The organism is Paenisporosarcina quisquiliarum, assembly GCF_043641925.1.
GTDB classification, from domain to species: domain Bacteria; phylum Bacillota; class Bacilli; order Bacillales_A; family Planococcaceae; genus Paenisporosarcina; species Paenisporosarcina quisquiliarum_A.
The window spans coordinates 163,552-186,261 of record NZ_JBHZRU010000004.1 but is presented as its reverse complement, the minus strand read 5'-3'; the positions used below and the strand labels follow the sequence as shown (position 1 = coordinate 186,261).

The following is a 22,710-nucleotide window of genomic DNA, read 5'->3' as shown; positions in this document are numbered from 1 at the left end:
CACTCAATCCATTTTGTATTGAAGCTGTTGTTTTTCAGCGTGACGCTCAATTGCCAATTCGATTAATTGATTAATTAATTCCGGATAGCTTACACCCGTATGCTGCCATAGAAGTGGGAACATGCTAAATGGAGTAAATCCAGGAAGTGTATTCACTTCATTAATTAACACCTCATGATCATCCGTCACAAAGAAATCTGCACGAACTAAGCCAGCACAATCTAACACTTTGAATGCTTTAATCGCCATATCTTCCATCGTCTTTTCGATGTCTGTAGAAATCTCTGCAGGAATAATCATCGCTGTATTGCCATCTTTGTATTTCGCTTGGTAGTCATAGAAATCTTTCAATGGTTTGATTTCACCAGCCACCGAACATTTAGGCTCGTCGTTACCAAGAACACCCATTTCGATTTCACGCGCTTTAATGCCTTGCTCTACAACAATTTTACGATCATATTTCAATGCAAAATTCACGGCTTCAATAAACTCTTCGCGGTTCGTCGCCTTGCTAATTCCAACACTTGAACCTAAGTTTGCTGGTTTAACAAAAACTGGCCAATTTAATGTTTGTTCTACATTATCAAGCCATTTCTGTTGATTATTTTGCCATTCTCTTCGAATAAAATGCACATAAGGTACTTGTTTTAAGCCTACTTGTGCAAATAGTTGCTTCATGACAACTTTGTCCATCCCAGCAGCTGAAGCCAAAACACCATTTCCGATATAAGGAAGGTTCAATACTTCTAGCAATCCTTGCACGGTACCGTCTTCTCCATTTGGGCCGTGAAGAACTGGGAAGATCACATCCAAAGTTGATTCTTCATCAGTTGAATCTGAATCACTGATTAAAAAGTTCGTAATATTATTTGATAACTCTTCATCCGTTGAACTTTCAATTTGCAATTGTTCTATAGACTCGACAGGAGCTTGAAGTTCTAGGCCTTTTCTCCATTCGCCTTCTTGCGTGATGTAGATAGGGTACACTTCATATTCACTAAAATTTAACGCTTGCGTAACTGCACATGCAGTAGACAGCGACACTTCATGTTCTGCTGATTTACCACCATATAATAAGCCAATTCTCTTTTTCATCTATATACCTCCAGTTGTTGGATACGTTAAGTTTATCACGAACTAACCATACCCATGAATTGAAATTAAAAAACAATCCCTTGCACTAATTTATGCAAGAGATTGTAGGTGGAAACGTATAGTTTCCTCTGGACGTTCCCCTAAAATGGAGGTTAATTCGTCCCATACTTCATCAGGAAAGACATTTTCCGGTAATAAACGCACTTCAACTTCATAAATAGATTTAGGTTTTTCCTGTTTATATAAAGATATAAGAACACCTTCTTTTAATAACGGTCGCAATGCCTTAACATCTTCGACTGTCATAATAGGGAAGCTTTGTTTTGTTTTGCGTCTCCAAAAAGCAGAACCTTTTTCTTTATCTTTCACATAATTGTTCATAACATTTACAACCAACTCTTCGGAATCGACTAATTCTCTAAAATAAATTTTTGTCATACTCTCTTCTTCATTCGCCAAATAAACAAAGCGATTTTGAAGTTGGTAATAAAATGGTGGTCGAATTGCCTCTTTCTTGTGACCCATATATAAAAGTTCAGCTTGTTCCTGTGGCGTTAATGTATTCAATTTTCGTTCTTCAGCAAAATCAATAAATCTCAAATCGGTTGGGGAATCGACAAACTCTTTGAGAAATGAACGAATTTCGTCAGCGGGAACAAACTCGAATTGTGTATGCATATTAAATGACCCGTCTTCGTATTGATGTTTCAGGAGCAATAAATTCTGCATGGGACCTGCAGATAAGACAAACTGTTCCAATGTTAATCCACTAAAAATAACGAATTGGTCTGTCTCATTCATATGTATATAAATATGGTGAATATAATCTTCTGCATCACGTGCTTTTTTCACCACGATCATCACTCCATTTCTCCCTCTATTATAAGCAGTCTTTATGAAGAATGAAACATTTGAACGAAAGATTCGTCATGACTAACTGCACAAGCAAATCAGATGAAGTTACGGTATAATGAAACAACAAATTGACTTCAATTAGAAATTTAGGTGACATATATGGAAACAAAGAAAAGTTTTGCGGACCGTTTTGACTGGACGCTCGCTTTTATCTTATTTTTATTTTTAATCGTAAGCTTATTCGCCATCTCTTCGGCACAAACAACTGGACAGTATGGGATGAATTTTATTCCTAGGCAAGCATTTTGGTATGTAGTCGGTGCAGTCATTATTGGGTTTGCCATGTTTTTCGAACCCGAACAATACAAGAAAATGTCGTGGGGTCTTTACGCAGTAGGGATTTTCTTGCTGATTATTTTAATCTTTATGCCTGAAGGAAAAGGACAAATTGGTGAATTACGTGGTGGAGCAAAGAGCTGGTTCCACTTGCCTGGTCTTGGTAGTATACAACCTTCCGAATTCATGAAAACCTTTTTCATTTTAACAGCCGCACGCTTGATTAGTTCTCATCACGAAAAATTCCCGATGAAATCACTTAAAACGGACTTACTACTTCTTGGCAAAATTGTTGCGACTGCTATATTCCCGTTGATTTTCATCATGCAGCAACCCGATTTAGGTACATCTCTTGTATTTATTGCCATCACTGCTGCCTTAATTATAGTTGGCGGCATTACTTGGAAACTTATATTGCCTATTTTTGCAGGTACCGCAATTGTAGGTGGATTCCTTTTATGGATGGCTGTCTTTATGCAAGAATTTTTACAAGAAAAATTCGGCTTTAAGCCCTATCAGTTTGGACGAGTCTATTCGTGGTTAGATCCTGAATCTTATGCATCTGCTGAAGGGTATCATTTAATCAATTCTTTAAATGCCATTGGCTCTGGTGAAATCTTCGGCAAAGGTTTTCAAAATCGAGAAGTCTATATTCCAGAAAATCATACAGATTTCATCTTTAGTGTAATCGGGGAAGAATATGGCTTTATCGGCGCAAGTATCGTCGTCAGTTTATTTTTCCTATTAATCTATCATTTAACGAAAATAACTTTACAGTTAAAAGATCCTTTTTCTACCTATGTTTGTGCAGGTATTATCGCTATGGTCACTTTCCATGTGTTCCAAAACATCGGGATGACGATTCAATTGTTACCAATCACAGGGATCCCGCTTCCGTTTATTAGTTACGGGGGAAGTTCTCTCATGGGAAATATGTTGGCGTTAGGATTAGTATTTAGTATGAAATTCCATCACCGAACGTATATGTTCGGTTCAGATGACGATGAGTAAAATCGAAATAAGCTGTCCAGACATTCAGTAATACCTGAATGACTGGACAGCTTTTTTTATTAAAAAGAAACGAATTTGATTCCAATAAAAGACGCACCTTCGAACCATAAGTTTTAGATTGATTTGATTTTTTGCATAAAAAAAATACTGTTAAGTTTTCGTTTTCTTAACGATTACTGAACAGTACTGATTTCTATTTACTTTTGAATTTAGCCTTGAGACTGTGGTGATTGCGCTGGTGGTGCAAGTGCTTTCAGCATTTCTAGGCGAGATTTGGTCATTGTCACGGAAACGCCTAGTTTAGACAAATTGGAAACGATTCTTTTCAAATCTACTTCTTTCGCCATTCAATCCACCTCTACCTTTCCTCTGCTTTATTTAACGCATCAAATTCAAAAAAGTTTCATTTAAATCGATTAAATTATTTGACTTTTTTCATCACGTCTATATAATAACACGATTTCACTCTTTTAAATCTTTCATTTATGTTACATATTTTAACCTAATGTAAACCATACTAAACGTTATTAAAGGAGGTTATTATGTGAAAATCGAAAATGTGATGACTCGAGACATTGTGACTTGCTCTCCAAATGATTTGGTACATGAGATTGCACAAAGCATGCGCGCTTTAGACATTGGCTGTATGCCAGTAATGGATCAGCAACGAGTTATTGGTATGATTACTGACCGTGATATTGTAACAAGGGCTGTTGCTAAACCCGGACACCCATATGTGAAAGATGTCATGACGAAAGAAGTGATTTCTGTCGGCCCAAATGCTACTACTGAAGAAGCCGCGGAAATTATGGCGCAACATAAGATTCGACGTATCCCAGTCATAAAAAATGATCATCTTATTGGTTTCGTTGCACTAGCGGATATAGCCGTACCTGCTGAAACCGTTGCTGATGCATCATTAGCTCTTCACCAAATTTCTGAACCTCGACATAACGAAGAACAATCTCCCGAAACTTATCATTAAGTTTCGGTTTTTTTATTTGCAAACTGTACTATCTTACCTTTAGACCATGTTTATATTCTCAAGTAAAGCCGGTTTATAACATTGTAAAAAATATAATTCTTTTTGCTTTACATACCCCTAGGTGGTACATTATAGTAAAGAAAAGATCGGGAGGTAAGTTGATATGACATCCCAAATACCTGAAGTTTCATTCATGACCGAACTCGAATCAGATCCATCTTGTAGAAAAAGTCACCATCCAGATTCCGTGAAAAAAGATTTAACGACTCGATTAAATCGAATTGAAGGACAAATTCGCGGAATTAAGGGTATGGTTGAAAAGGACATTTATTGTGATGACATCATTACACAATTGTCCGCTACTCAATCTGCTTTGAATAGTGTGGCTAAAGTTCTTTTAGATGGTCATTTAAAAGGCTGTGTGAAAGATCGTTTGGCTGCAGGAGATGTAGAAGTATTAGATGAATTACTTACAACCGTACAAAAATTAATGAGAAAATAAGAGGAGGAAACAAAAATGGTCGATCACGTAACGTTAAATGTAGAAGGTATGTCTTGTGGGCATTGTGTTAAATCAATCGAAAACAGTGTAACAGCAATCTCTGGTGTTGATAATGTTCAAGTTCATTTAGAAAATGGGACTGTCGATGTTGAGTTTAACAAAGATGTCGTAGCTATCGAACAAATTACAAGCACGATTGAAGAACAAGGTTACACAGTCGGAAACGAATAAAAGTACCAATAAAAAATGACAAGCTTGCAACCATCTTGGGTGCAAGCTTTGTTTTAACATTTTACATACCCCGTTACGGTATGTTGAAGGAGGAAAAAGTATGCCTGAAATAAAAAAAGATTTATCACTTACTGGAATGACCTGTTCAGCCTGTGCAAATCGAATCGAAAAAGGTCTTCAGAAAATGGAAGGCGTCACTTCCGCTTCTGTTAACTACGCGACAGAAAAAGCACATATTCAATATGATGATAAATTACTAACTTCTCAGCAAGTAGAAGAAAAAGTACGGTCCCTTGGTTATGACGTTGTCTCTGAAGAAATCGACTTACGAATTCAAGGAATGACCTGTGCTGCCTGTTCAACGAGAATTGAAAAAGGCTTGAATCGATTCAATGGTGTATCCGTTGCCAACATTAATTTAGCACTGGAAACAGGAAAAGTTACGTTTAATCCTAATCAAACTTCTCCAAACGAAATTGTGAAGAAAATTCAAGACATGGGGTATGACGCAACGTTCAAGCAAGATGACACTGCTGAAACAGTTGATTATAAGAAGGCTGACATTCAAAAGAAAACGCGATTATTCTGGATATCGGCTATATTATCTCTTCCTCTATTATGGACAATGGTTGGACATTTTTCTTTCACGTCAAATCTTTACGTACCAGAGGTATTAATGAACCCCTTTGTGCAATGGGCACTCGCAACACCTGTTCAGTTTTGGATCGGTTGGATATTTTACAAAGGTGCTTATTATGCATTGAAAAATAAGAGTGCCAATATGGATGTGTTGGTGGCACTTGGAACATCCGCTGCTTATTTTTACAGTGTTTATTTAGTCATTCAAAGCTTGCAGCACAATGAAACTCATATGTTAGGTCTATATTTTGAAACAAGCGCTGTGTTGATTACGTTGATTTTATTAGGCAAAGTGTTTGAAGCTCGTGCCAAAGGACATTCGTCTGACGCAATAAAAAAACTCATGAATCTCCAACCAGCCATTGCTCTCGTAGAGCGAGACGGTTCAGTTGTCGAAATTCCAGTAGAACAAGTACAACAAAATGATGTATTAGTTATTAAACCAGGTGCTTCTATTCCTGTTGATGGCGTCATTGTGTCTGGCTCTTCAGCTGTAGACGAGTCGATGTTAACAGGTGAAAGCTTGCCCGTTGAAAAAGGACCACAAGACGAAGTTTTTGCGGCTACGATCAATTCAAATGGCGCACTTCGCATGACCGCTACTAAGGTAGGAAAAGAAACGGTCCTGTCATCGATTATCCGTGTAGTTGAAGAAGCACAAGGTTCAAAAGCGCCGATTCAAAGATTGGCTGACAGAATCTCAGGGATTTTTGTACCAATCGTTGTGGGTATTGCGGTCATCACATTCATCAGCTGGTTCTTTGTTGTCGATCCAGGTAACTTTGCTGCAGCTTTAGAAAGCACGATTGCTGTACTCGTTATCGCTTGTCCATGTGCACTCGGTCTTGCAACCCCTACTTCGATTATGGCCGGATCTGGTCGATCAGCAGAGTTAGGGATTTTATTCAAAACGGCGGAAGCTATGGAGAATACAAAATCGATTAATACTGTCGTTTTCGATAAAACTGGAACAATCACTAAAGGAAAACCTGAAGTAACGGATTTTGAAGTACTTGAATCCTTCGATCGTGAAGTGCTGATCAGTCTAGCTGCAAGCGCAGAACAACTATCCGAACATCCAGTTGCTCACGCCATTACATTGTATGGTCAAGAACTGAATTTACCTCTAGTTGAGAGTACATCGTTTAAAGCGATTCCTGGACATGGAATTGTGGCGACGGTTGATGCAAAAGAAGTAATCATGGGAACACGAAAACTTTTAATGGATCACTCAATTGATGTGTCGACTAAGTTAGACTTAGCTTCTACATTTGAAAACTCAGGCAAAACCGTGATGTATATGGTCGTCGACGGCGAACATGTTGCGACCATCGCAATTGCAGACCAAATCAAAGAAACGTCTAAAGAAGCGATTGCTTCCTTAAAAGAAATGGGCATTCATGTTGTGATGCTGACAGGAGATCAAGAAAATACCGCACAAGCCATTGCACAGCAAGTTGGTATTGAACATGTTGTGGCAGGTGTATTACCTGCTAAAAAAGCGGATGTCATCTCATCACTTCAAGCAGAAGGTCGTAAAGTGGCAATGGTCGGTGATGGCATTAATGATGCACCAGCATTAGTTGTTGCTGACGTTGGAATCGCGATGGGTACTGGAGCGGCGGTCGCAATGGACGCAGCAGATGTAACCCTAATGCAAGGAGATTTATTGCGAGTTGCGGATACACTTGAGATGAGCCGTCTAACCGTTCGAAACATTAAACAAAATCTCTTTTGGGCACTTGCATATAATTCAGTAGGGATTCCTATTGCGGCTGCTGGACTACTAGCCCCTTGGATTGCTGGAGCGGCGATGGCGTTTAGTTCGGTATCGGTTGTACTGAATGCATTACGTCTTCAACGAGCGAAGAAATAGGAATTTGATTATGGAGGGAGCTTCTGCTTTGGCAGAGGCTTCTTTTTATTGTAACGATGGCGGGTTAGTTGGTGATAATTTGGCGTTTGAGGAAGATATTTAGCGATAGACTCGCATTTATTGGCGTTCGCCTCATTTTTCAGACACGAGTCTCTCCCCCTCCATCTATAAACATTTTCCTATCGATTAAAGTTTTCTACCCCACCCTTGTTGTTTGCGAGCTTGTTTGCGAGTAAAATGAACATTAAGGTTATGAGTTGAGAAAGCAGGTTTTTTTAAATGAAGAAAGCCATTTTATTATTAATGTCCATACAGTTTTTTGTGTATTTAGGATTTGGCATTATCATTCCGATTTTGCCTGAAGTTATTTTAGATCAGGGATATAGCGAGGTACATGTGGGTGGTTTACTTACTATTTATGCGCTAGCTTCCTTTTTTACAGCTCCGTTATGGGGTGCGTTATCTGACCGTACAGGCAGAAAGAGATTAATTTTAATCGGTTTAACCGGGTTTAGTATGAGTTTTATTATCTTTGCAGGTTTTATTGAAACATTGCCTATGCTTTATGTGTCTAGAATTGTTGGTGGTATTTTTTCTGGGGCATTATATACGGCTGTTACTGGATTTGTTGCGGATATGACTACGGAAGAAGAACGTAATAAATATATGGGCTTGCTCGGTATGTCCATTGGTTTAGGATTCATCTTTGGTCCTGCAATTGGTGGAATTCTAGGTGAATTTTCACTTCAATTGCCTTTCGTTGCTTCTGCCGGTTTGACCTTGGCGTTGCTTGTTTACGCATCGATTATCTTAAAAGAACCTGAAACGCGTGGTGAGGCTAGAAAAAGAGCCATCGTCCCTAAGGGTGCAAGTCAATTATGGAAGTATCGAATCCGTTACTTGTTCCTGTTTTCGTTTATGGTTACCTTTTTACTGGCGGGCTTAGAAGCTACGTTCCAATTATTCCAAATCGATAAAATCTCCATTACTCCCCTTCAACTTGGATACTTGTTTATGGCGAGTGGATTAGTTGATGCCATCATTCAAGGTGGCGTTGTTCGTCGAGTGAAAAATGGTCAAGAAACAAAATGGATTATGGGTGCTCAAGTGGTTACAGCTATAGGCTTAATATTATTGTTATTTACCGAAAGCTTATTGTGGGCTGGTTTTGCACTAAGCGTGTTTACTGCGGGTAATGCACTTGCTCGAACGGTATTAGTTTCTTTAACTACGAAAGAGTCTGGTGGTATGTATGGAACAGCCGCCGGAATGACGTACTCCATGGACAATATGGGACGGATTATCGGTCCATTGCTATTCACATGGATTTTCATCGTCAAGCCTGACCAGATTTACTTGCTATCGGCTATTTTAGCTTTACTTTCAATCGGACTCATTGTTTTATTCCGAAAATCACACACATCATTAAAAAATGAAAATCCAGCTCCCTCGACTAATTGAGGAAGCTGGATGTTTTATTTTGATGCAATAACTGGTTCGACGATGTTCGTTTGAACCGATTTATCATCCATTTCTGGATGTGCTTTGCGAATAATAACTGGGCGTAGCATATACACGACAGCTGCTATCATAATAACGCTTGAACTTATCAAAATGTACTCCGCTGGCACGATATCAAATAAGAATCCGAATAAAACCATCGATAATGGAAGTAATGACATAGACATCGTTTCTAATAGACCAAAAACACGTCCCCTGAATTCTTCATCAATTCTCTTTTGCATCATAACTCCGATCGGCGTATTAACGAATATTAAGCAAATCCCAAATGACAACATTAGACCAATATAGAATCCAACAATTCCTATATACGGTAGCTCAATCATTAAAGGCAAAGTAGCTAATCCCATTAATAGCCCCATAATCAGTATCCCTCTTTTCACTACAAGTAAAGGGAATTTGATTTCTTTCCGTGTAGATAAATAAATGGAGGTGATAAGCATTCCTACTGAAAGTGCTCCTTCAGTAATTCCAAAATGAGCGGATTCAACTTTTAATCCATCCACTAGAATATAAGCGTAACCCACTGTAAATGCTCCAAAGAAGAAGTTAATAACCAATGCAACCCAAACAACTACTTTTAATATAGGATGTTGTTTTAAATACGCAATACCCGCTTTCATGTTTTGAAGCATTGTTTCTTTCGTTTCAACCACTTCATTAGACACTACTTTTTTCGAGAATAAATTAAAATCCATTGTTGCTTCAAGGAGAACTGCGATAAAGTAACTCACCATATTAATAATTAAGAACATCTCGATTGAAACAAGTCCAAATAATAACCCACCAACAGCTGGACCACCGATTGATGCGATTGACATCGACATTTGGTTAAATGACATCGCTTTTTGAATTCGTTCTGAGTCAACTAAGTTAGCGATGGAAGAACTGAACGTCACACCTGCAAATAAAGAAGTGATGGAAAGAACGATTTCAGTTAGGTAAATGGCGATTAATGATATGCCAATCGTCATGCTTACTGTCAATAAAGCGGCTACTGCTACAACACTACATATTTGAGCCACAATCACTATGGTCTTTTTGGAATATTTATCAGCTGCATAGCCAGCAAAAGGAGCCAGGATGACCCTAGGCAAAATGCTACAAATAAGAACGAGCGCGAAACTAGTCGCAGAACCAGTGATCGATAATATATAAAAACTTATTCCAAATGTAAAAACGCTAACTCCAAAAGTTGAAATTAATTTACTTAGTGTAAAAGTCCATAAATGTTGTGTGGCTTTTTTTAACTTTAATGTCTCATCCATTTGATTTAATCTCCCTTTGTTTAATTTAATTAAACAAATAATAACATGAAAAAACTTCCCTTGCAAGCAAAAGTTTAATATAATTAAACTAAATAAAAAGGAGCGATTTAAGTGGATACAATTGGATCACGAATACGTCAGTTGCGAAAACAGCAAAAGTATACGCTTGAAGCGTTAGCTGGCAATCAACTAACAAAAGGTATGTTAAGTTTAATCGAAAATGGCAAAGCTCAACCTTCTATGGAGAGCTTATCTTATATCGCACAACGGCTTGGTGTGGAGTCTTCTGAGTTAATGGAAGATGTTAGTCAAACTGAAAAAAGAAACCTACTGGAACAAGTTGAAAAGCTTTACAACGTATATCCCACAGAATTAAAGGATGAATATACCCAAATTATCGAATTGATTCATCCTGTCGTCGAAAAACTTTCACTTAGCTATGAATCAGCACGTTTACTTGATATTTACAGTCGCTGTAGCTACAACGAAAAAAGATCAGACTGGGAAAAGTATTATCATCAAGCAATGAACTACTACGAACAATTACATCTTCATAATCAACGTGCATCCCTTGCATTGTTTAAAGGGATGATTCAATTCATTACACATGATTATGGAGAAGCTTTAAACGTCGTTTTACAAGAACATGCATCGATTGATGCCCCACTCGATGCCATGACGACCATCGACTATTTGTACGTAGAATCCATTTTATTTTCAGCAGTTGGGGATTATGAAAAAGCACGCACAAAAATGCAGGAAGCCTTATTATTTTCGAAAGAACAACGTACATTCTATCGAATGGATGATTTATACCGACTAGCTTGTTTTCAAGCAATAATAAATGAAAATGAGGAAGACCGAATTTATTATTTGCTTAAAGTTAGACAGTATGGGGAATTTGCTGAAAATAAGGACGCAACAGCAATTGCAGAGTTATTGGAAGCACATTACTACAACTCCTTTTCGCATGATTATGAAAACGCGTTGAAATCAATTGAAAATTTCCTCAAAGAAAACAAAGATGACTCAAGTGATAATCACTACTTACTAGAAAAAGGAAAAGCATTGTATGGTCTCGGTCAAATTGAGAACGCTTTAGCCTTACTTTCACAATACAAAGTTCCTAAATATTTACATCATCCATATGATTTATCTATGTCGTATGAAGTTCATACGTATTTAGCATTATGTCATGACCATTTAGGTGATTCTGAAAAAGCTTTGAATGAAGCAAAAACAGCCTACGATTTAATTATTGACCTCCCTGAAACTCCTTACAAGAAATTCATTATGAACACCTATTTATCTCTTACCGATAAATACAGTACTAATAAAAAGCAGTGACCTTCAAAAGGGTCACTGCTTCAGACTGTAGACAAAAGGCTGAAAATGTTTGTAACATCATAAAATTCGACTCATCAACTATTGCACTTGATTAGAAAAGAATGTGGTCGGCTATCTGTCACTGACAGATGAGCCTGTGAGGTCTAGCGTGTTTCGTTTTTCCACAGGAGTCTTCAGAAATAGCCGACCACTCTCTTAGAAAAATCGTTTGGAGAGCCATGCTTACAAAAGTGATTTCACATGCATATTCACATATTTAAAAATGATTGTTTAGTAGATAATTAATTACCGTTTCGCCATTACTGAACTTTATAATTGGGATTTCTGTTGATTGGAATGGAAACGGCGACTCCGTGGGGAATAGCGTGAGCTTTAGACCCTGGACTGAGCTCGCGAGGGAAGCGGCTAAAGTCATGCCCCCGGAAAGCGTCCGTTGCAATGGAAATCAACATTTATATATTTATTTACAGACTAAAGCAGTGACTCTTCAAAAGGGTCACTGCTTTTCATATGCTAAATAATTGCTTAACCATTCTCTAAATTTTTCAAAAGACTGCTCAAAATTAGGTTGAATGATCGACATTTGAACCCATTCTCTTTCTTTTAAGTATAGGCTCTGATCATGTAAATCAAATCCTGACAAACGAGCATCATCCCCAAGATATTGAGGCAACGACTTCGTCTTAAATGTAACAATCATTGGGTAACCTTGTTGAGTCAAAAACTCCAATTCAAGCTGTTGTTCAATTTCTCGTAGCATGGAGAATCTTTCATTAAGTTTTGCGTACCGATTATCATTTGTATATGTCTCTAAAGCGACTTCTAAACCTTCAAGCATTTGTGATGAAACCGTAAATGGAATCTTACCTTCTGCGTAACCGCCTAAATCCAAATACGTCGGCAGACACAAAGATTCATTAATTAAATGATTTGAAAACACAAAGGCTAAACCTGTCATGGATCCGATTGCTTTCCCACTAACACCTGTCGCTAGATAAACGCCTTTTAAATTAAAAGAAAGTGCTCCAAAAGAACTGATGCAATCTAAACACAGATGAATTCCATTCTCTTTGCAAAGTTCTCGCAGCTCATATAAATCGTTTAGCATACCTGTAGACGTTTCTCCGTGAACCGCTAACAACCAACCGTAAGCATTTTTATTTATAAGGTTATTCATGTCTTGCTTCTCAAAGGATTGACCCCACTCGATATTCATTACATCGAACTCTAGATTCCACCTTTTCGCTTGATGCATTAATCGTTCACCGAATGCCCCGTTCACTAATATAAGACCCTTCTTCTTTAAAAGACTGATTTGTGCCATCATGGCTTCATTGGCAAGAGTCCCGCTTCCTGATAATAAGTGAACATATTCAGTTCCACTTAAATTCTTCAACTTTTCTTGCACTCTTATTAACCGTTCCGAAAATTCATAGGAACGATGAGATATTGGTGATCGTTGAAACACGTCTTTTAACTCTTGAGTTAATTCATTGGGTCCCGGAAAGAACGTATGCTTCTTTTGCTGGAAACGGGCAGCAATCGATTGTTCGTAGCGTTGTTTCGTTAAATACATGGGAACAAAAGACGCCTCTTCATTCCCAACTGGATCGGCGAATGCTTCAAATCCTAATTGTCGATACAGTTTTAATTCTCGGACCGTTCCTGAAATGACAGCAGCTCCATACCCTTTTTCATAGGCATAGTCAGCAAATGCTCGTGCTAGTAAGAAAAAGACTCGTCCTTTTCGATATTCTTTTCGAACCGACAGCAATCGGATTTCACAGAGTTTACCTTCAAGCGCTTCCTTGGGTAAAGCCTGTTCCACTTCTCCTATTTTTTTATCAAGAGAGAATGGACGCTGATCCCGAAGCGCAATCATTCCGATAAGTTGCTGATTCTTTAAAACAATTAAATATGTGTTCTCATGATGAAAAACATCCTGCCGTTTTCCACTCGGATGCGGAGCATGTTGTGGGATTTCTTCCACAAACGTGTCATAAGTTAATTTAGCAATTTCCTCGAATTCATGTTCACTTCGAGCTATTTTGCACCAATACATACAATCACCTTCTACCGTTTATGAATGTTAACGTTTTAAAATTTGATAAGTTCGATGTTCGGTGAAGTTTCTTCCTATCTATTTAATAGCAGTTTAAATGAATTTAGCCTATTAGAGAATATATGGAGTCACATAGATTAATATGAACCCAAAAAAAAGACCACAACCTTATTCGGTTATGATCTGATATGTTGTTATCTTAAGGTAAAATCACCTGAACTAGTTCGTGCAATAATCTTTGGCTCTTTTGACCCTTTGAATGCTTGAATATGATTGTCTTTTTTCACTTCAAAATAAATCTCGGGTATTCGAACTCGCCCGTCACCAGACGAACTTTTAAATTCAACTTCTACATCATTTGGTGCGTGTTGAAGGTCAATCTTTATATCTCCACTTGTTGATGCTAATTGCATATCATCCATTAATTGACTTAAGTCAATTTCTACATCTCCAGAAGTAGATTTAAGATCCATTTTCCCACTGCATTCTTGAATACTTACGTCTCCAGATGTTGATTCAGCCCTAATGACAGTAGCCATCGATTGCTTCACTTCTACATCTCCACTTGAAGATTGATGGGACATGAGATGTGCTTTGGCGTTAGAGATTTTAACATCCCCACTACTCACTTTCGTTTTTAACGAACTTCTCACATTCACGTCTTTTACATGTATATCTCCAGAAGATGCTTGGAGTTGAACGGAATTAAGCTGAACCTTTTCTAAAGAAATATCACCAGATGTGCCTTTCATGACGATGTCTTTATTAAATTTCATTGGAAGCTGGACTTGTAAAGTTAAACTTATTCGTTTAAATCCTGTCATCCACTTTTTATCATTCACTTTCGCTTCAATGATTAGAGTTGAGCCACTTTGATTAGTATGAATCCGCACATCCTCTTCCAACGAGCTACTAACTTTCCCCATTAATACAAGCTGGATTTCCTCTTGCTCGGTTTGAGTAACTTCCATATCGATAAATGAGCTGCTGATTTCGATCTGCTCAATTTGATCCACCGACACTTTTTCTTCTTGATAAACATCCTTCACGTGACCAAAAAAACCTTCAGATTTAACGATTGCGAACATATTAATTCCTCCTTAACCTTTGTTGTAAGTCAACTTTATCAAAAAGGACTTCCAAATTTATCCGTCTTGAGGCTGAGTAGAGAACGGACGCAAGTTGTGTTTTGTTTCAGACTGTATGCATATTTTCCAAGAATCAGTAAAAGAAGTTTGTCATTTGAACATTTGAGGTAAACTAAATTCAGCTTGACTATCAAAGATAGGAGATACTCTTCTTTCTTTGTTTTCGATAAGCTATACTTATAAAAATGAGAAGTAAGTTATCAGGAGGATCCTAATGATTGCGAATATAATCAGTATTGGAATTACAGCTATCATCACGTTAAATATATTTTTAGCAATCGTTTTAATTTTTTTAGAGCGTCGTGACGCTTCATCTACATGGGCGTGGTTAATGGTGTTATTTTTTATTCCAATTCTCGGATTCCTTATATATTTACTTTTGGGCCGACAATTAAGGAAGAAACATTTATTCCGTTGGGAAGGCCGCGACAAAATTGGCATTGATAAATTAATAGATTATCAGTTAGATGCCATTGAACAAGGTACTTTTGAATTCCGACTGGATGACGCTTTAGACTATAAAGATTTGATTAATATGCATCTCCGCAACAATCATGCGGTGTTAACTCAAGATAATGCTGTTCAAATATTCAATGATGGCGAAGCCAAGTTCAATGCTTTAATAGAGGATATGGAACAGGCGAAGGATCATATTCATGTGCAATACTATATCTTCCGTTTAGATAGTTTAGGTCAACGTATTCATGATGTGCTGATTCGTAAAGCGAAGCAAGGTGTAAAAGTCCGCCTCTTATTTGATGATATGGGATCTCGAGGCGTACGCAAAAAACACTTTAAAGAACTGGTCGATTTAGGTGGAGAAGTAGAAGCTTTCTTCCCTTCAGTTATGCCCCTCATTAATCCAAGACTTAATTATCGAAATCACCGCAAAATCGTCGTAATTGATGGACGAATCGGATACATTGGCGGCTTCAACGTTGGCGATGAATACCTTGGGTTAGATCGGAAATTCGGTTACTGGAGAGACACTCATTTACGCATTGAAGGTAGTTCAGTTCATCCTCTTCAAACTCGTTTCATTTTGGATTGGAATCAAGCTTCAACCAATTCGGATATTGAGTATTCAGATCGATACTTCCCTGCTATCCCTTTAAAAGGGTCAGTTGGTATACAAATTGTGTCCAGTGGTCCTGATTCTGAATGGGAACAAATTAAAAATGGATATTTGAAGTTAATGGCGATGGCCAAAGACTATATTTATATTCAAACGCCATACTTTATTCCTGATGCTAGCTTTATGGATACATTACGAATCGCTTGCTTATCAGGAATTGATGTACGAATTATGATTCCAAATAAACCTGACCATGCATTTGTGTACTGGGCTACGTATTCATATGTAGGACAATTATTAAAAGCAGGTGCAAAAGTTTATATTTATGATAACGGTTTCCTGCATACGAAGATGATTGTGGTGGACAATGAAGCATCCACAGTAGGTACTGCAAACATCGATGTTCGTAGCTTTAAATTAAACTTTGAAGTGAATGCATTTATTTATGATCGTGAGACTTCACGTGAACTCGCAGAATTATTTGAGCAAGATATGCTTCTATCAACCGAACTGACGATGGATCTTTATAATGAACGCACTAGACTGATTAAAATGAAAGAATCTTTCTCGCGCTTATTGTCACCTATTTTATAATTGAAAGTCATTTGTAATGACCGTTAAACGTGGTTTCATCACGTTAGCGGTCTTTTTTGGTTCTATCATCTACGGAGAATTTGTGCTACTATGTACGATGTAACTAAATAGAAAGAGGTTCGCAAACTCCCTCTATAAAAAACTAAGGTGAAAACTGTCGATTTACTATGCAGTTTTTTTGTTTTGATTCAACAAATGCCAGAAGGTTTTACAACCTATTTCTGTCCACCTAACCTGGAGAAGTCGAATACTCATTCTTCCAAAGGAGAAATGAGAGATGAAAAAAGAAAAAGCAGTTGTTGTATTTAGTGGAGGTCAAGACAGTACGACTTGTCTACTGTGGGCATTAACTCAATTTGAAGAAGTGTATACCGTTACCTTTGACTATGGACAAAGACATATAGAAGAAATCACTTGTGCCAAAGAAATAGCTGAAAAGCTGAATGTGCCATTCAAACTTTTGGATATGAGTTTAATTAACCAACTTTCTGCTAATGCACTTACACGTAGTGACATTGAAGTGACAGAAGGTAAAGATGGCGAATTGCCTTCCACCTTCGTGCCTGGGAGAAATCATTTATTCCTGTCATTTGCAGCAGTTTACGCGCAATCTATTGGCGCACGTCATATTATTACAGGCGTTTGTGAAACGGATTTTAGTGGATATCCAGATTGTCGGGATGTTTTCGTAAAGGCTTTAAATGTTTCGATTAACTTAGCGATGGATTCTTCTTTAGAATTCCATACACCACTCATGTGGTTAGACAAAGCCGCCACTTGGAAACTCGCAGATGAGTTAGACGCACTTGAATTTGTGCGTAACAACACCTTAACTTGCTATGAAGGCGTTCGTGGGGATGGCTGTGGTACTTGCCCATCTTGTATACTGCGTGCGAACGGATTAGCCACTTACCTTGAAGAGAAGCAAGGAAGTGATTTAACATGATGCAACAAATGTATCCTCAAACTCAACATTCGTATCGATACGAATTAAATAAAGACATGCATTTATCTGCAGCTCACTTCATTCCACATGCGGATGCAGGAAACTGTCAGTTCATGCATGGACATACGTATTTCTTCAACATCACGATTGCCGGCGATGAATTAGATGATATGGGTTTTTTGATTGACTTTAAAGAACTTAAAAATTTAGTCCATAAACGCTATGACCATACTGTTTTGAATGAACACCCTGAATTTAAACAGACCTTTCCTACAACGGAACGAATCGCAGAACAGGTGTGGACGACAATTTCTAATCATTTAAAAACACGTCCTCATCAACCGAAGTGTTTGCAGGTTTTCGTTCGTGAAACACCGACAAGTTATGTCGTATATCGTCCGAAACCGGAGGACTTATTATGAAAATACCTGTAATGGAGATTTTCGGTCCAACGATACAAGGTGAAGGAATGGTTATTGGACAAAAAACCATGTTCGTTCGCACAGGCGGATGTGACTATTCATGTTCTTGGTGTGATTCCAAATTCACTTGGGATGGTACAGGTAAAAGTACCGCTATGAAAGCCGAAGATATTATTCATTCGTTAAAAAAAATTGGTGGCGACGCCTTTTCACATATCACGATTTCAGGTGGGAATCCCGCTCTTCATAAAGGACTTGGAGAATTAGTGAATCAATGTCACGAACAAGGTTGGAAAGTGGCGATTGAAACGCAAGGTTCTTTTTGGCAAGATTGGTTGTTATCTATTGATGAGGTTACCATTTCTCCTAAGCCGCCAAGTTCCAAAATGGTGACCGATTTTGATAAGCTCGATGCTTTTATTGAAAAACTGAAAGATTCAAACATAAGCTTAAAAGTCGTTGTATTTAATGAAGATGATTTTAGCTATGCCGAAATGATTCATTTACGTTACCCAGGAGTTCCATTCTTTTTACAGATTGGGAATGATGATGTGTTAACGATTGATGATCAGGCGTTAGTTTCTAATTTACTGAAACGATTTGAATGGTTAATTGATCGATCGATGAAATCGTTTGTTATGAACGATGCTAAAGTATTGCCTCAATTACATGCTCTTTTATGGGGGAATAAACGCGGTGTTTAAAAAGGAGGAACGAACCATGAGTGGTCGTCAGAAGGAAGAATTGCAAGATATCAGTCTGTTAGGAAACCAAAATGTACATTATGATTTCTCTTACAATCCTGGTGTATTAGAATCGTTTGATAATAAACATCAATATCGTGATTACTTCGTAAAATTTAATTGTCCTGAGTTTACATCTCTTTGCCCGATTACAAACCAGCCAGATTTCGCAACGATTTATATTAGCTATATTCCTGATGTGAAAATGGTAGAAAGTAAATCGCTTAAATTGTATTTATTCAGTTTCAGAAATCATGGCGATTTTCATGAAGATTGCATGAATATCATTTTGAATGATTTAGTGAAGTTAATGGATCCCCGATATCTAGAAGTGTGGGGTAAATTCACACCTCGTGGAGGGATTAGTATTGATCCGTATACTAATTACGGTAAGCCAGGTACAAAATACGAAGAAATGGCTGCACATCGTTTAATGAATCACGATATGTATCCAGAAACAATTGATAATCGATAAGGTAGAACAAGAGGGAGTGTCTAAAAAGTCATCTTAAATTGACTTTTAGGGCATTTCCTTTTTTATTTTTTATATAAAAACAGATCTGGTGAAGCTACTGATTTCCGTTGCATGCGGACGCTTTCCGCGGGCGGTCCGTGAGCCTCCTCATCGCAAGCTCTTGCGGGGTCTCACCTGGACACGCTATTCCCGCTGGAGTCGCCGCCTTCCACTACAATCATTTAACTGGTAGAGAAAAAGATCATTATTTCCTACCTGTATTATTTTAGAGACTTTTATTTAGACAGCTAATTGTCTCTTTTCAGAGGTGTAAAACAAGAACTAGTTCTAGCTCTTATTAATCCTAATTTACAACTTAGCTTATTAAACATAAGTACCCCTTAGTTGATCCTTGTAGCACATGTTGAACAAAAAATATTACAATTAGCACCTAATTTAGCTTAGCAAAAGCTACTAAAGAACCTTTATCACAAGATTGAAACCCATTTTTTTCATAAAAGTTTCTAACTTCAGGTGCTTCTTCTGTTAAAAGAACCTTTTGACGGACGTCATTATACTTTTTCAGAATCTCTTGTAAAAGGTGGGTAGCAATCCCTTGGTTTTGATAGCTATTCAAAACAAGGATATCTTGAATATAAACAATTGTTAAACCATCACCGATAACACGAATTAATCCAACTAACCGTTCTCCACTCCAAGCAGATATTACTTCTAAAGACTGTAACAATGCTTGTTGAAGAAGTTCTAAATCTTTTGTATAAGCAAACCATTCTACGTCGTTATATAATTTTTCTAAATGCTCTTTATCGATATTTTTACTGTTTCTAAAAGTAATTCTCATCTTCTTTTCCTCCTCAAATTTTATTTTGGAGAGCGATTACGTAATTTAACCATTGTATTAAACCTCCTTTAAATCTGCTTTATAATTCCCAAAAAAAGTTTTTTATTATGTAAAAATCAGACGATATAGTACCAGAAGATTAAATCTACTCGACCAACAGCCAACAACATATATCTCAATTCGACGTCTTCCCCAATATACCTTTTAAAATCTCAGTCCAGGGTCTAAAGCTCTTGCACCTGCCGCTTCGCTTTCGGTGCACAAACCATCTGCTAATCCCCTCAGAGTCGCCGCTTCCATTTCAATCAGCAAAACATTTGTAACCTATAAAAATAGTTACAAAAAAAATACCATGAACACTTGGTTCATGGCATTTACTTTCAATTTTTTAAAAAGAATCAATAACCAGTAGAGATAAATCAATCATTTTCTCCACGCGTTTTTGAGTCATATTTATTGGTCGACAGTTGTTATGTGCTCTATAACTCTAAATATTCTTCTAGCGTTAATTTATTTGTGTACATATCTGTTGCTGGTCCTACGCCTACAAAACGAAAGTGCCATGATTCGTGCATATAACCTGTTATTTCTTCTTTACCAATAGGGTAGCGAAGGATGAAGCCATACTCGTGAGCATGGGTAGCCACCCATACTCCCGCTGGCGTTTCACCGAAGGTTGGAGAAGCCCAATGCTGTTCAAAGTTCTTTTCACCAATATCAAAGGCTAGACCAGATTGATGTTCTGAGTAACCTGGTCTCGCGCTGTAACGGTCAGCTTCTGCTTGCCCATCTTTTTCAACATATTGGTTGTATAGCGTTTCTTGTCGTTCAAACGCTCGGTACGTGCTAAATGCGACTAATTCAAAGCCATCTAGTCTAGCAGCTGCTGCCATTTTTTCAAAGGCTTCACGTGCTTCTTTACTTTCACCAGGTGCATAGGTAGAAGGGAGAGGATACCGTTTGTTTGCAACTAGAATCCCTTGAATGAAAGTTGGATTTGCAGGTAGCACTTGATTTGGATCATAGCTATTTGCTGCTGGTTTTTCAATCGGCACTACAGGATCCTCCTTCTTCGGTTTTTCAGGTGCAGGATTAGGTTGAGCAGGTTCTTCTTTAGGCGGAATTTCTTCTGTACTATTATCCTCTGAATCTCCTTTAACTGGCGGTTCTGCTGGTTCGGAATTCTCAGGTTGCTCAGGAGTTGCGTCCGCCACTTTTTTCGAATAGCCAACTTCGGATAAGCTTTCTTCAACATCCCAATTATGAAGTCCTAACCAAATAATTGGAACGAGTAATATGAGTAAACCTCCCCCAATTAATAGGGGTGTTATCCACTTATTTTTTGTTTTATTTAATTTGTTGAATTTGTTATTTTTACGAGATTGCATGAGAAGCCTTCTTTCATTATACTTATCTTCATTTTACCATTATTTTAGTGGAACGTTACACTCATCTTTACTTTTCCGATATAATACATTAGACATGCTAAATAGATTAGAGGTTTCGTTATTATGAATTATCAAAAGTGGCTTTCGGTTAATTTCTTTGCCTTCTTTTTCACGTGGGGTGTATTTTCACCTTATTGGACAGGCTATTTGATCATTGTGAAAGACTTATCCGTTCCGCACGCTAGTATTATTATGGGAGCGGGCATGGTGGCACGCGCATTATCAACTTTCGTTATTTTTCCAGCTGCAGCCAAAAAAGCGTCTATTCGCAAGGTTATGCTATGGACAGCTGGGCTGTCTTTATTTACGATGGCTCTATATATTCCCGCAGATTCGTTTGTTTTCTTACTTCTCATCACGATTTTGTTCAGTGTGATTTATCCGATTTTATTGCCAGCAATGGAAAGTAGCGCTTCTGTTTTGATGCAGAGTGAACGTATCCATTATGGAAAAAGTCGATCGTTTGGTTCGCTTGGATATACCGTTGGTTTATTAATTATAGGTGCTACGACGGCGATTTGGAGCGAAGAGTCGATTCTTTGGGTCATGCTGATTGGACTAGCTAGTATGTGGTTCCTTCATACACGCCCTTCACCAGCTATTTTAACTAAAGCACCTGAACAGGTTTTACAAATTGATACGAAATCACAGTGGAAGAAGTTATTTTCTTCAAAACCATTTGTCGTAGTTCTGATTCTAGCAATCCTTTTACAAGGTGCACATGCATCTTATTACAATTTCGGATTTATTTATTTACAAGAACTTGGTGTGAATAGTTTTTACATCGGTATCGTTCTGAATGTTGCGATTCTATTAGAAATTCTTTTCTTCTCACGGGCAGACGCTTTGTTCTCCAATACTAGAATTTCGACGATGTTTATGATTGCTGCAATCGGTTCAACGATTCGATGGATTTTAATCGCAGCATTCCCCATTGTATGGGTTTTTGTTTTATCTCAATTTTTACATGCCATTTCCTTTGGTGTTGCACATTATGCTTTCATGCAGTTCATTTCAAAACGTTTATCACATGATGCAATTCCTGCAGCACAGGGTATGTACGCCGCACTTGCGATGGGCTTGAGTACAGCAGTTTTAACATTCGCGGGTGGTTATTTATATGATTTCAGTCCAGGTCTTGCCTTTTTAGGTATGGCACTTTGTTCAATACCTGCTATTTTCATCATCATTTTTACACGCAATAAACACCAGTACTAAAGTCTCAAATTTGTATCTTACGGACACAAAGATCCTTTTCATTTCGAATGTTTATAACAAGAAAACATGAAA

Annotated in this window: 21 protein-coding genes and 1 riboswitch; of the genes, 13 read left to right on the top strand and 8 right to left on the bottom strand. The window is 37.8% G+C overall.

The window, feature by feature from the left end; genetic code table 11:
- Positions 1 to 3: 3 nt before the first annotated feature.
- The gene (locus tag ACHUE4_RS05050) at positions 4 to 1,095 is read right to left on the bottom strand and encodes a D-alanine--D-alanine ligase (protein WP_394188293.1); all 1,092 of its coding nucleotides are present in this window, start codon (positions 1,093 to 1,095) and stop codon (positions 4 to 6) included.
- Between the two features lie 90 nt (positions 1,096 to 1,185).
- On the bottom strand, positions 1,186 to 1,956 hold the full coding sequence (locus ACHUE4_RS05045) for a hypothetical protein (protein ID WP_394188292.1): 771 nt from the start codon (positions 1,954 to 1,956) through the stop codon (positions 1,186 to 1,188).
- Between the two features lie 153 nt (positions 1,957 to 2,109).
- On the opposite strand from ACHUE4_RS05045, the gene ACHUE4_RS05040 reads away from it, so the two are divergent.
- Complete coding sequence (locus ACHUE4_RS05040) at positions 2,110 to 3,297, top strand: FtsW/RodA/SpoVE family cell cycle protein (RefSeq protein ID WP_394188291.1); 1,188 nt, start codon at positions 2,110 to 2,112, stop codon at positions 3,295 to 3,297.
- A gap of 209 nt (positions 3,298 to 3,506) precedes the next feature.
- Here the strand turns inward: ACHUE4_RS05040 and ACHUE4_RS05035 are convergent, their stop codons facing one another.
- Positions 3,507 to 3,644: an Lmo0850 family protein gene (locus ACHUE4_RS05035; protein WP_394188290.1), complete on the bottom strand. Its 138-nt coding sequence runs from the start codon at positions 3,642 to 3,644 to the stop codon at positions 3,507 to 3,509.
- 197 nt (positions 3,645 to 3,841) lie between these two features.
- Here ACHUE4_RS05035 and ACHUE4_RS05030 point away from each other — a divergent pair, with 197 nt between their 5' ends.
- The 5 genes from ACHUE4_RS05030 (at position 3,842) to ACHUE4_RS05010 (ending at position 8,991) form a co-directional block, all read left to right on the top strand.
- Complete coding sequence (locus ACHUE4_RS05030) at positions 3,842 to 4,282, top strand: CBS domain-containing protein (RefSeq protein ID WP_394188289.1); 441 nt, start codon at positions 3,842 to 3,844, stop codon at positions 4,280 to 4,282.
- Positions 4,283 to 4,445: 163 nt separating this feature from the next.
- Entirely contained in the window at positions 4,446 to 4,784 is a 339-nt protein-coding gene (locus ACHUE4_RS05025; protein ID WP_394188288.1) for a metal-sensing transcriptional repressor, read from the top strand.
- A gap of 15 nt (positions 4,785 to 4,799) precedes the next feature.
- Positions 4,800 to 5,015 carry a copper chaperone CopZ gene (gene copZ / locus ACHUE4_RS05020; RefSeq protein ID WP_394188287.1) on the top strand — a complete coding sequence of 72 codons (216 nt, stop codon included), beginning with the start codon at positions 4,800 to 4,802 and terminating at the stop codon, positions 5,013 to 5,015.
- A 100-nt stretch (positions 5,016 to 5,115) separates the two neighbouring features.
- Entirely contained in the window at positions 5,116 to 7,530 is a 2,415-nt protein-coding gene (locus tag ACHUE4_RS05015; protein WP_394188286.1) for a heavy metal translocating P-type ATPase, read from the top strand.
- Positions 7,531 to 7,809: 279 nt separating this feature from the next.
- Positions 7,810 to 8,991, top strand: coding sequence for an MFS transporter (locus tag ACHUE4_RS05010; protein ID WP_394188285.1), 1,182 nt, complete (start codon positions 7,810 to 7,812; stop codon positions 8,989 to 8,991).
- Between the two features lie 14 nt (positions 8,992 to 9,005).
- On the opposite strand, the gene ACHUE4_RS05005 is transcribed toward ACHUE4_RS05010, so the two are convergent.
- Entirely contained in the window at positions 9,006 to 10,319 is a 1,314-nt protein-coding gene (locus ACHUE4_RS05005; protein ID WP_394188284.1) for an MFS transporter, read from the bottom strand.
- 111 nt (positions 10,320 to 10,430) lie between these two features.
- Between ACHUE4_RS05005 and ACHUE4_RS05000 the strand changes: the two genes are divergently transcribed.
- Positions 10,431 to 11,666 (top strand): helix-turn-helix domain-containing protein, encoded by a 1,236-nt coding sequence (locus tag ACHUE4_RS05000; protein ID WP_394188283.1) that lies wholly within the window; start codon positions 10,431 to 10,433, stop codon positions 11,664 to 11,666.
- Positions 11,667 to 12,162: 496 nt separating this feature from the next.
- On the opposite strand, the gene ACHUE4_RS04995 is transcribed toward ACHUE4_RS05000, so the two are convergent.
- Positions 12,163 to 13,728: a GNAT family N-acetyltransferase gene (locus ACHUE4_RS04995; protein WP_394188282.1), complete on the bottom strand. Its 1,566-nt coding sequence runs from the start codon at positions 13,726 to 13,728 to the stop codon at positions 12,163 to 12,165.
- 194 nt (positions 13,729 to 13,922) lie between these two features.
- Positions 13,923 to 14,816, bottom strand: coding sequence for a DUF4097 family beta strand repeat-containing protein (locus ACHUE4_RS04990; protein WP_394188281.1), 894 nt, complete (start codon positions 14,814 to 14,816; stop codon positions 13,923 to 13,925).
- A gap of 274 nt (positions 14,817 to 15,090) precedes the next feature.
- Here ACHUE4_RS04990 and cls point away from each other — a divergent pair, with 274 nt between their 5' ends.
- The 5 genes from cls (at position 15,091) to queF (ending at position 19,131) form a co-directional block, all read left to right on the top strand.
- Entirely contained in the window at positions 15,091 to 16,545 is a 1,455-nt protein-coding gene (cls, locus tag ACHUE4_RS04985) for a cardiolipin synthase (protein WP_394188280.1), read from the top strand.
- A gap of 108 nt (positions 16,546 to 16,653) precedes the next feature.
- Positions 16,654 to 16,697, top strand: a riboswitch (PreQ1 riboswitch).
- A 125-nt stretch (positions 16,698 to 16,822) separates the two neighbouring features.
- Complete coding sequence (queC, locus tag ACHUE4_RS04980) at positions 16,823 to 17,491, top strand: 7-cyano-7-deazaguanine synthase QueC (RefSeq protein ID WP_394188279.1); 669 nt, start codon at positions 16,823 to 16,825, stop codon at positions 17,489 to 17,491.
- Positions 17,488 to 17,913 carry a 6-carboxytetrahydropterin synthase QueD gene (queD, locus tag ACHUE4_RS04975; protein ID WP_394188278.1) on the top strand — a complete coding sequence of 142 codons (426 nt, stop codon included), beginning with the start codon at positions 17,488 to 17,490 and terminating at the stop codon, positions 17,911 to 17,913. The genes queC and queD overlap by 4 nt, the downstream gene beginning before the upstream one ends.
- The gene (queE, locus tag ACHUE4_RS04970) at positions 17,907 to 18,617 is read left to right on the top strand and encodes a 7-carboxy-7-deazaguanine synthase QueE (protein ID WP_394188320.1); all 711 of its coding nucleotides are present in this window, start codon (positions 17,907 to 17,909) and stop codon (positions 18,615 to 18,617) included. The genes queD and queE overlap by 7 nt, the downstream gene beginning before the upstream one ends.
- Positions 18,618 to 18,633: 16 nt before the next feature.
- Positions 18,634 to 19,131: a preQ(1) synthase gene (gene queF / locus ACHUE4_RS04965; RefSeq protein WP_394188277.1), complete on the top strand. Its 498-nt coding sequence runs from the start codon at positions 18,634 to 18,636 to the stop codon at positions 19,129 to 19,131.
- A 430-nt stretch (positions 19,132 to 19,561) separates the two neighbouring features.
- Here queF and ACHUE4_RS04960 read toward each other — a convergent pair whose 3' ends face one another.
- Both ACHUE4_RS04960 and ACHUE4_RS04955 read right to left on the bottom strand, forming a co-directional pair.
- The gene (locus ACHUE4_RS04960; protein WP_394188276.1) at positions 19,562 to 19,972 is read right to left on the bottom strand and encodes a GNAT family N-acetyltransferase; all 411 of its coding nucleotides are present in this window, start codon (positions 19,970 to 19,972) and stop codon (positions 19,562 to 19,564) included.
- A gap of 479 nt (positions 19,973 to 20,451) precedes the next feature.
- Positions 20,452 to 21,360 carry a M15 family metallopeptidase gene (locus tag ACHUE4_RS04955; protein WP_394188275.1) on the bottom strand — a complete coding sequence of 303 codons (909 nt, stop codon included), beginning with the start codon at positions 21,358 to 21,360 and terminating at the stop codon, positions 20,452 to 20,454.
- A gap of 123 nt (positions 21,361 to 21,483) precedes the next feature.
- On the opposite strand from ACHUE4_RS04955, the gene ACHUE4_RS04950 reads away from it, so the two are divergent.
- Positions 21,484 to 22,638 (top strand): MFS transporter, encoded by a 1,155-nt coding sequence (locus ACHUE4_RS04950; protein ID WP_394188274.1) that lies wholly within the window; start codon positions 21,484 to 21,486, stop codon positions 22,636 to 22,638.
- Positions 22,639 to 22,710: the final 72 nt, after the last annotated feature.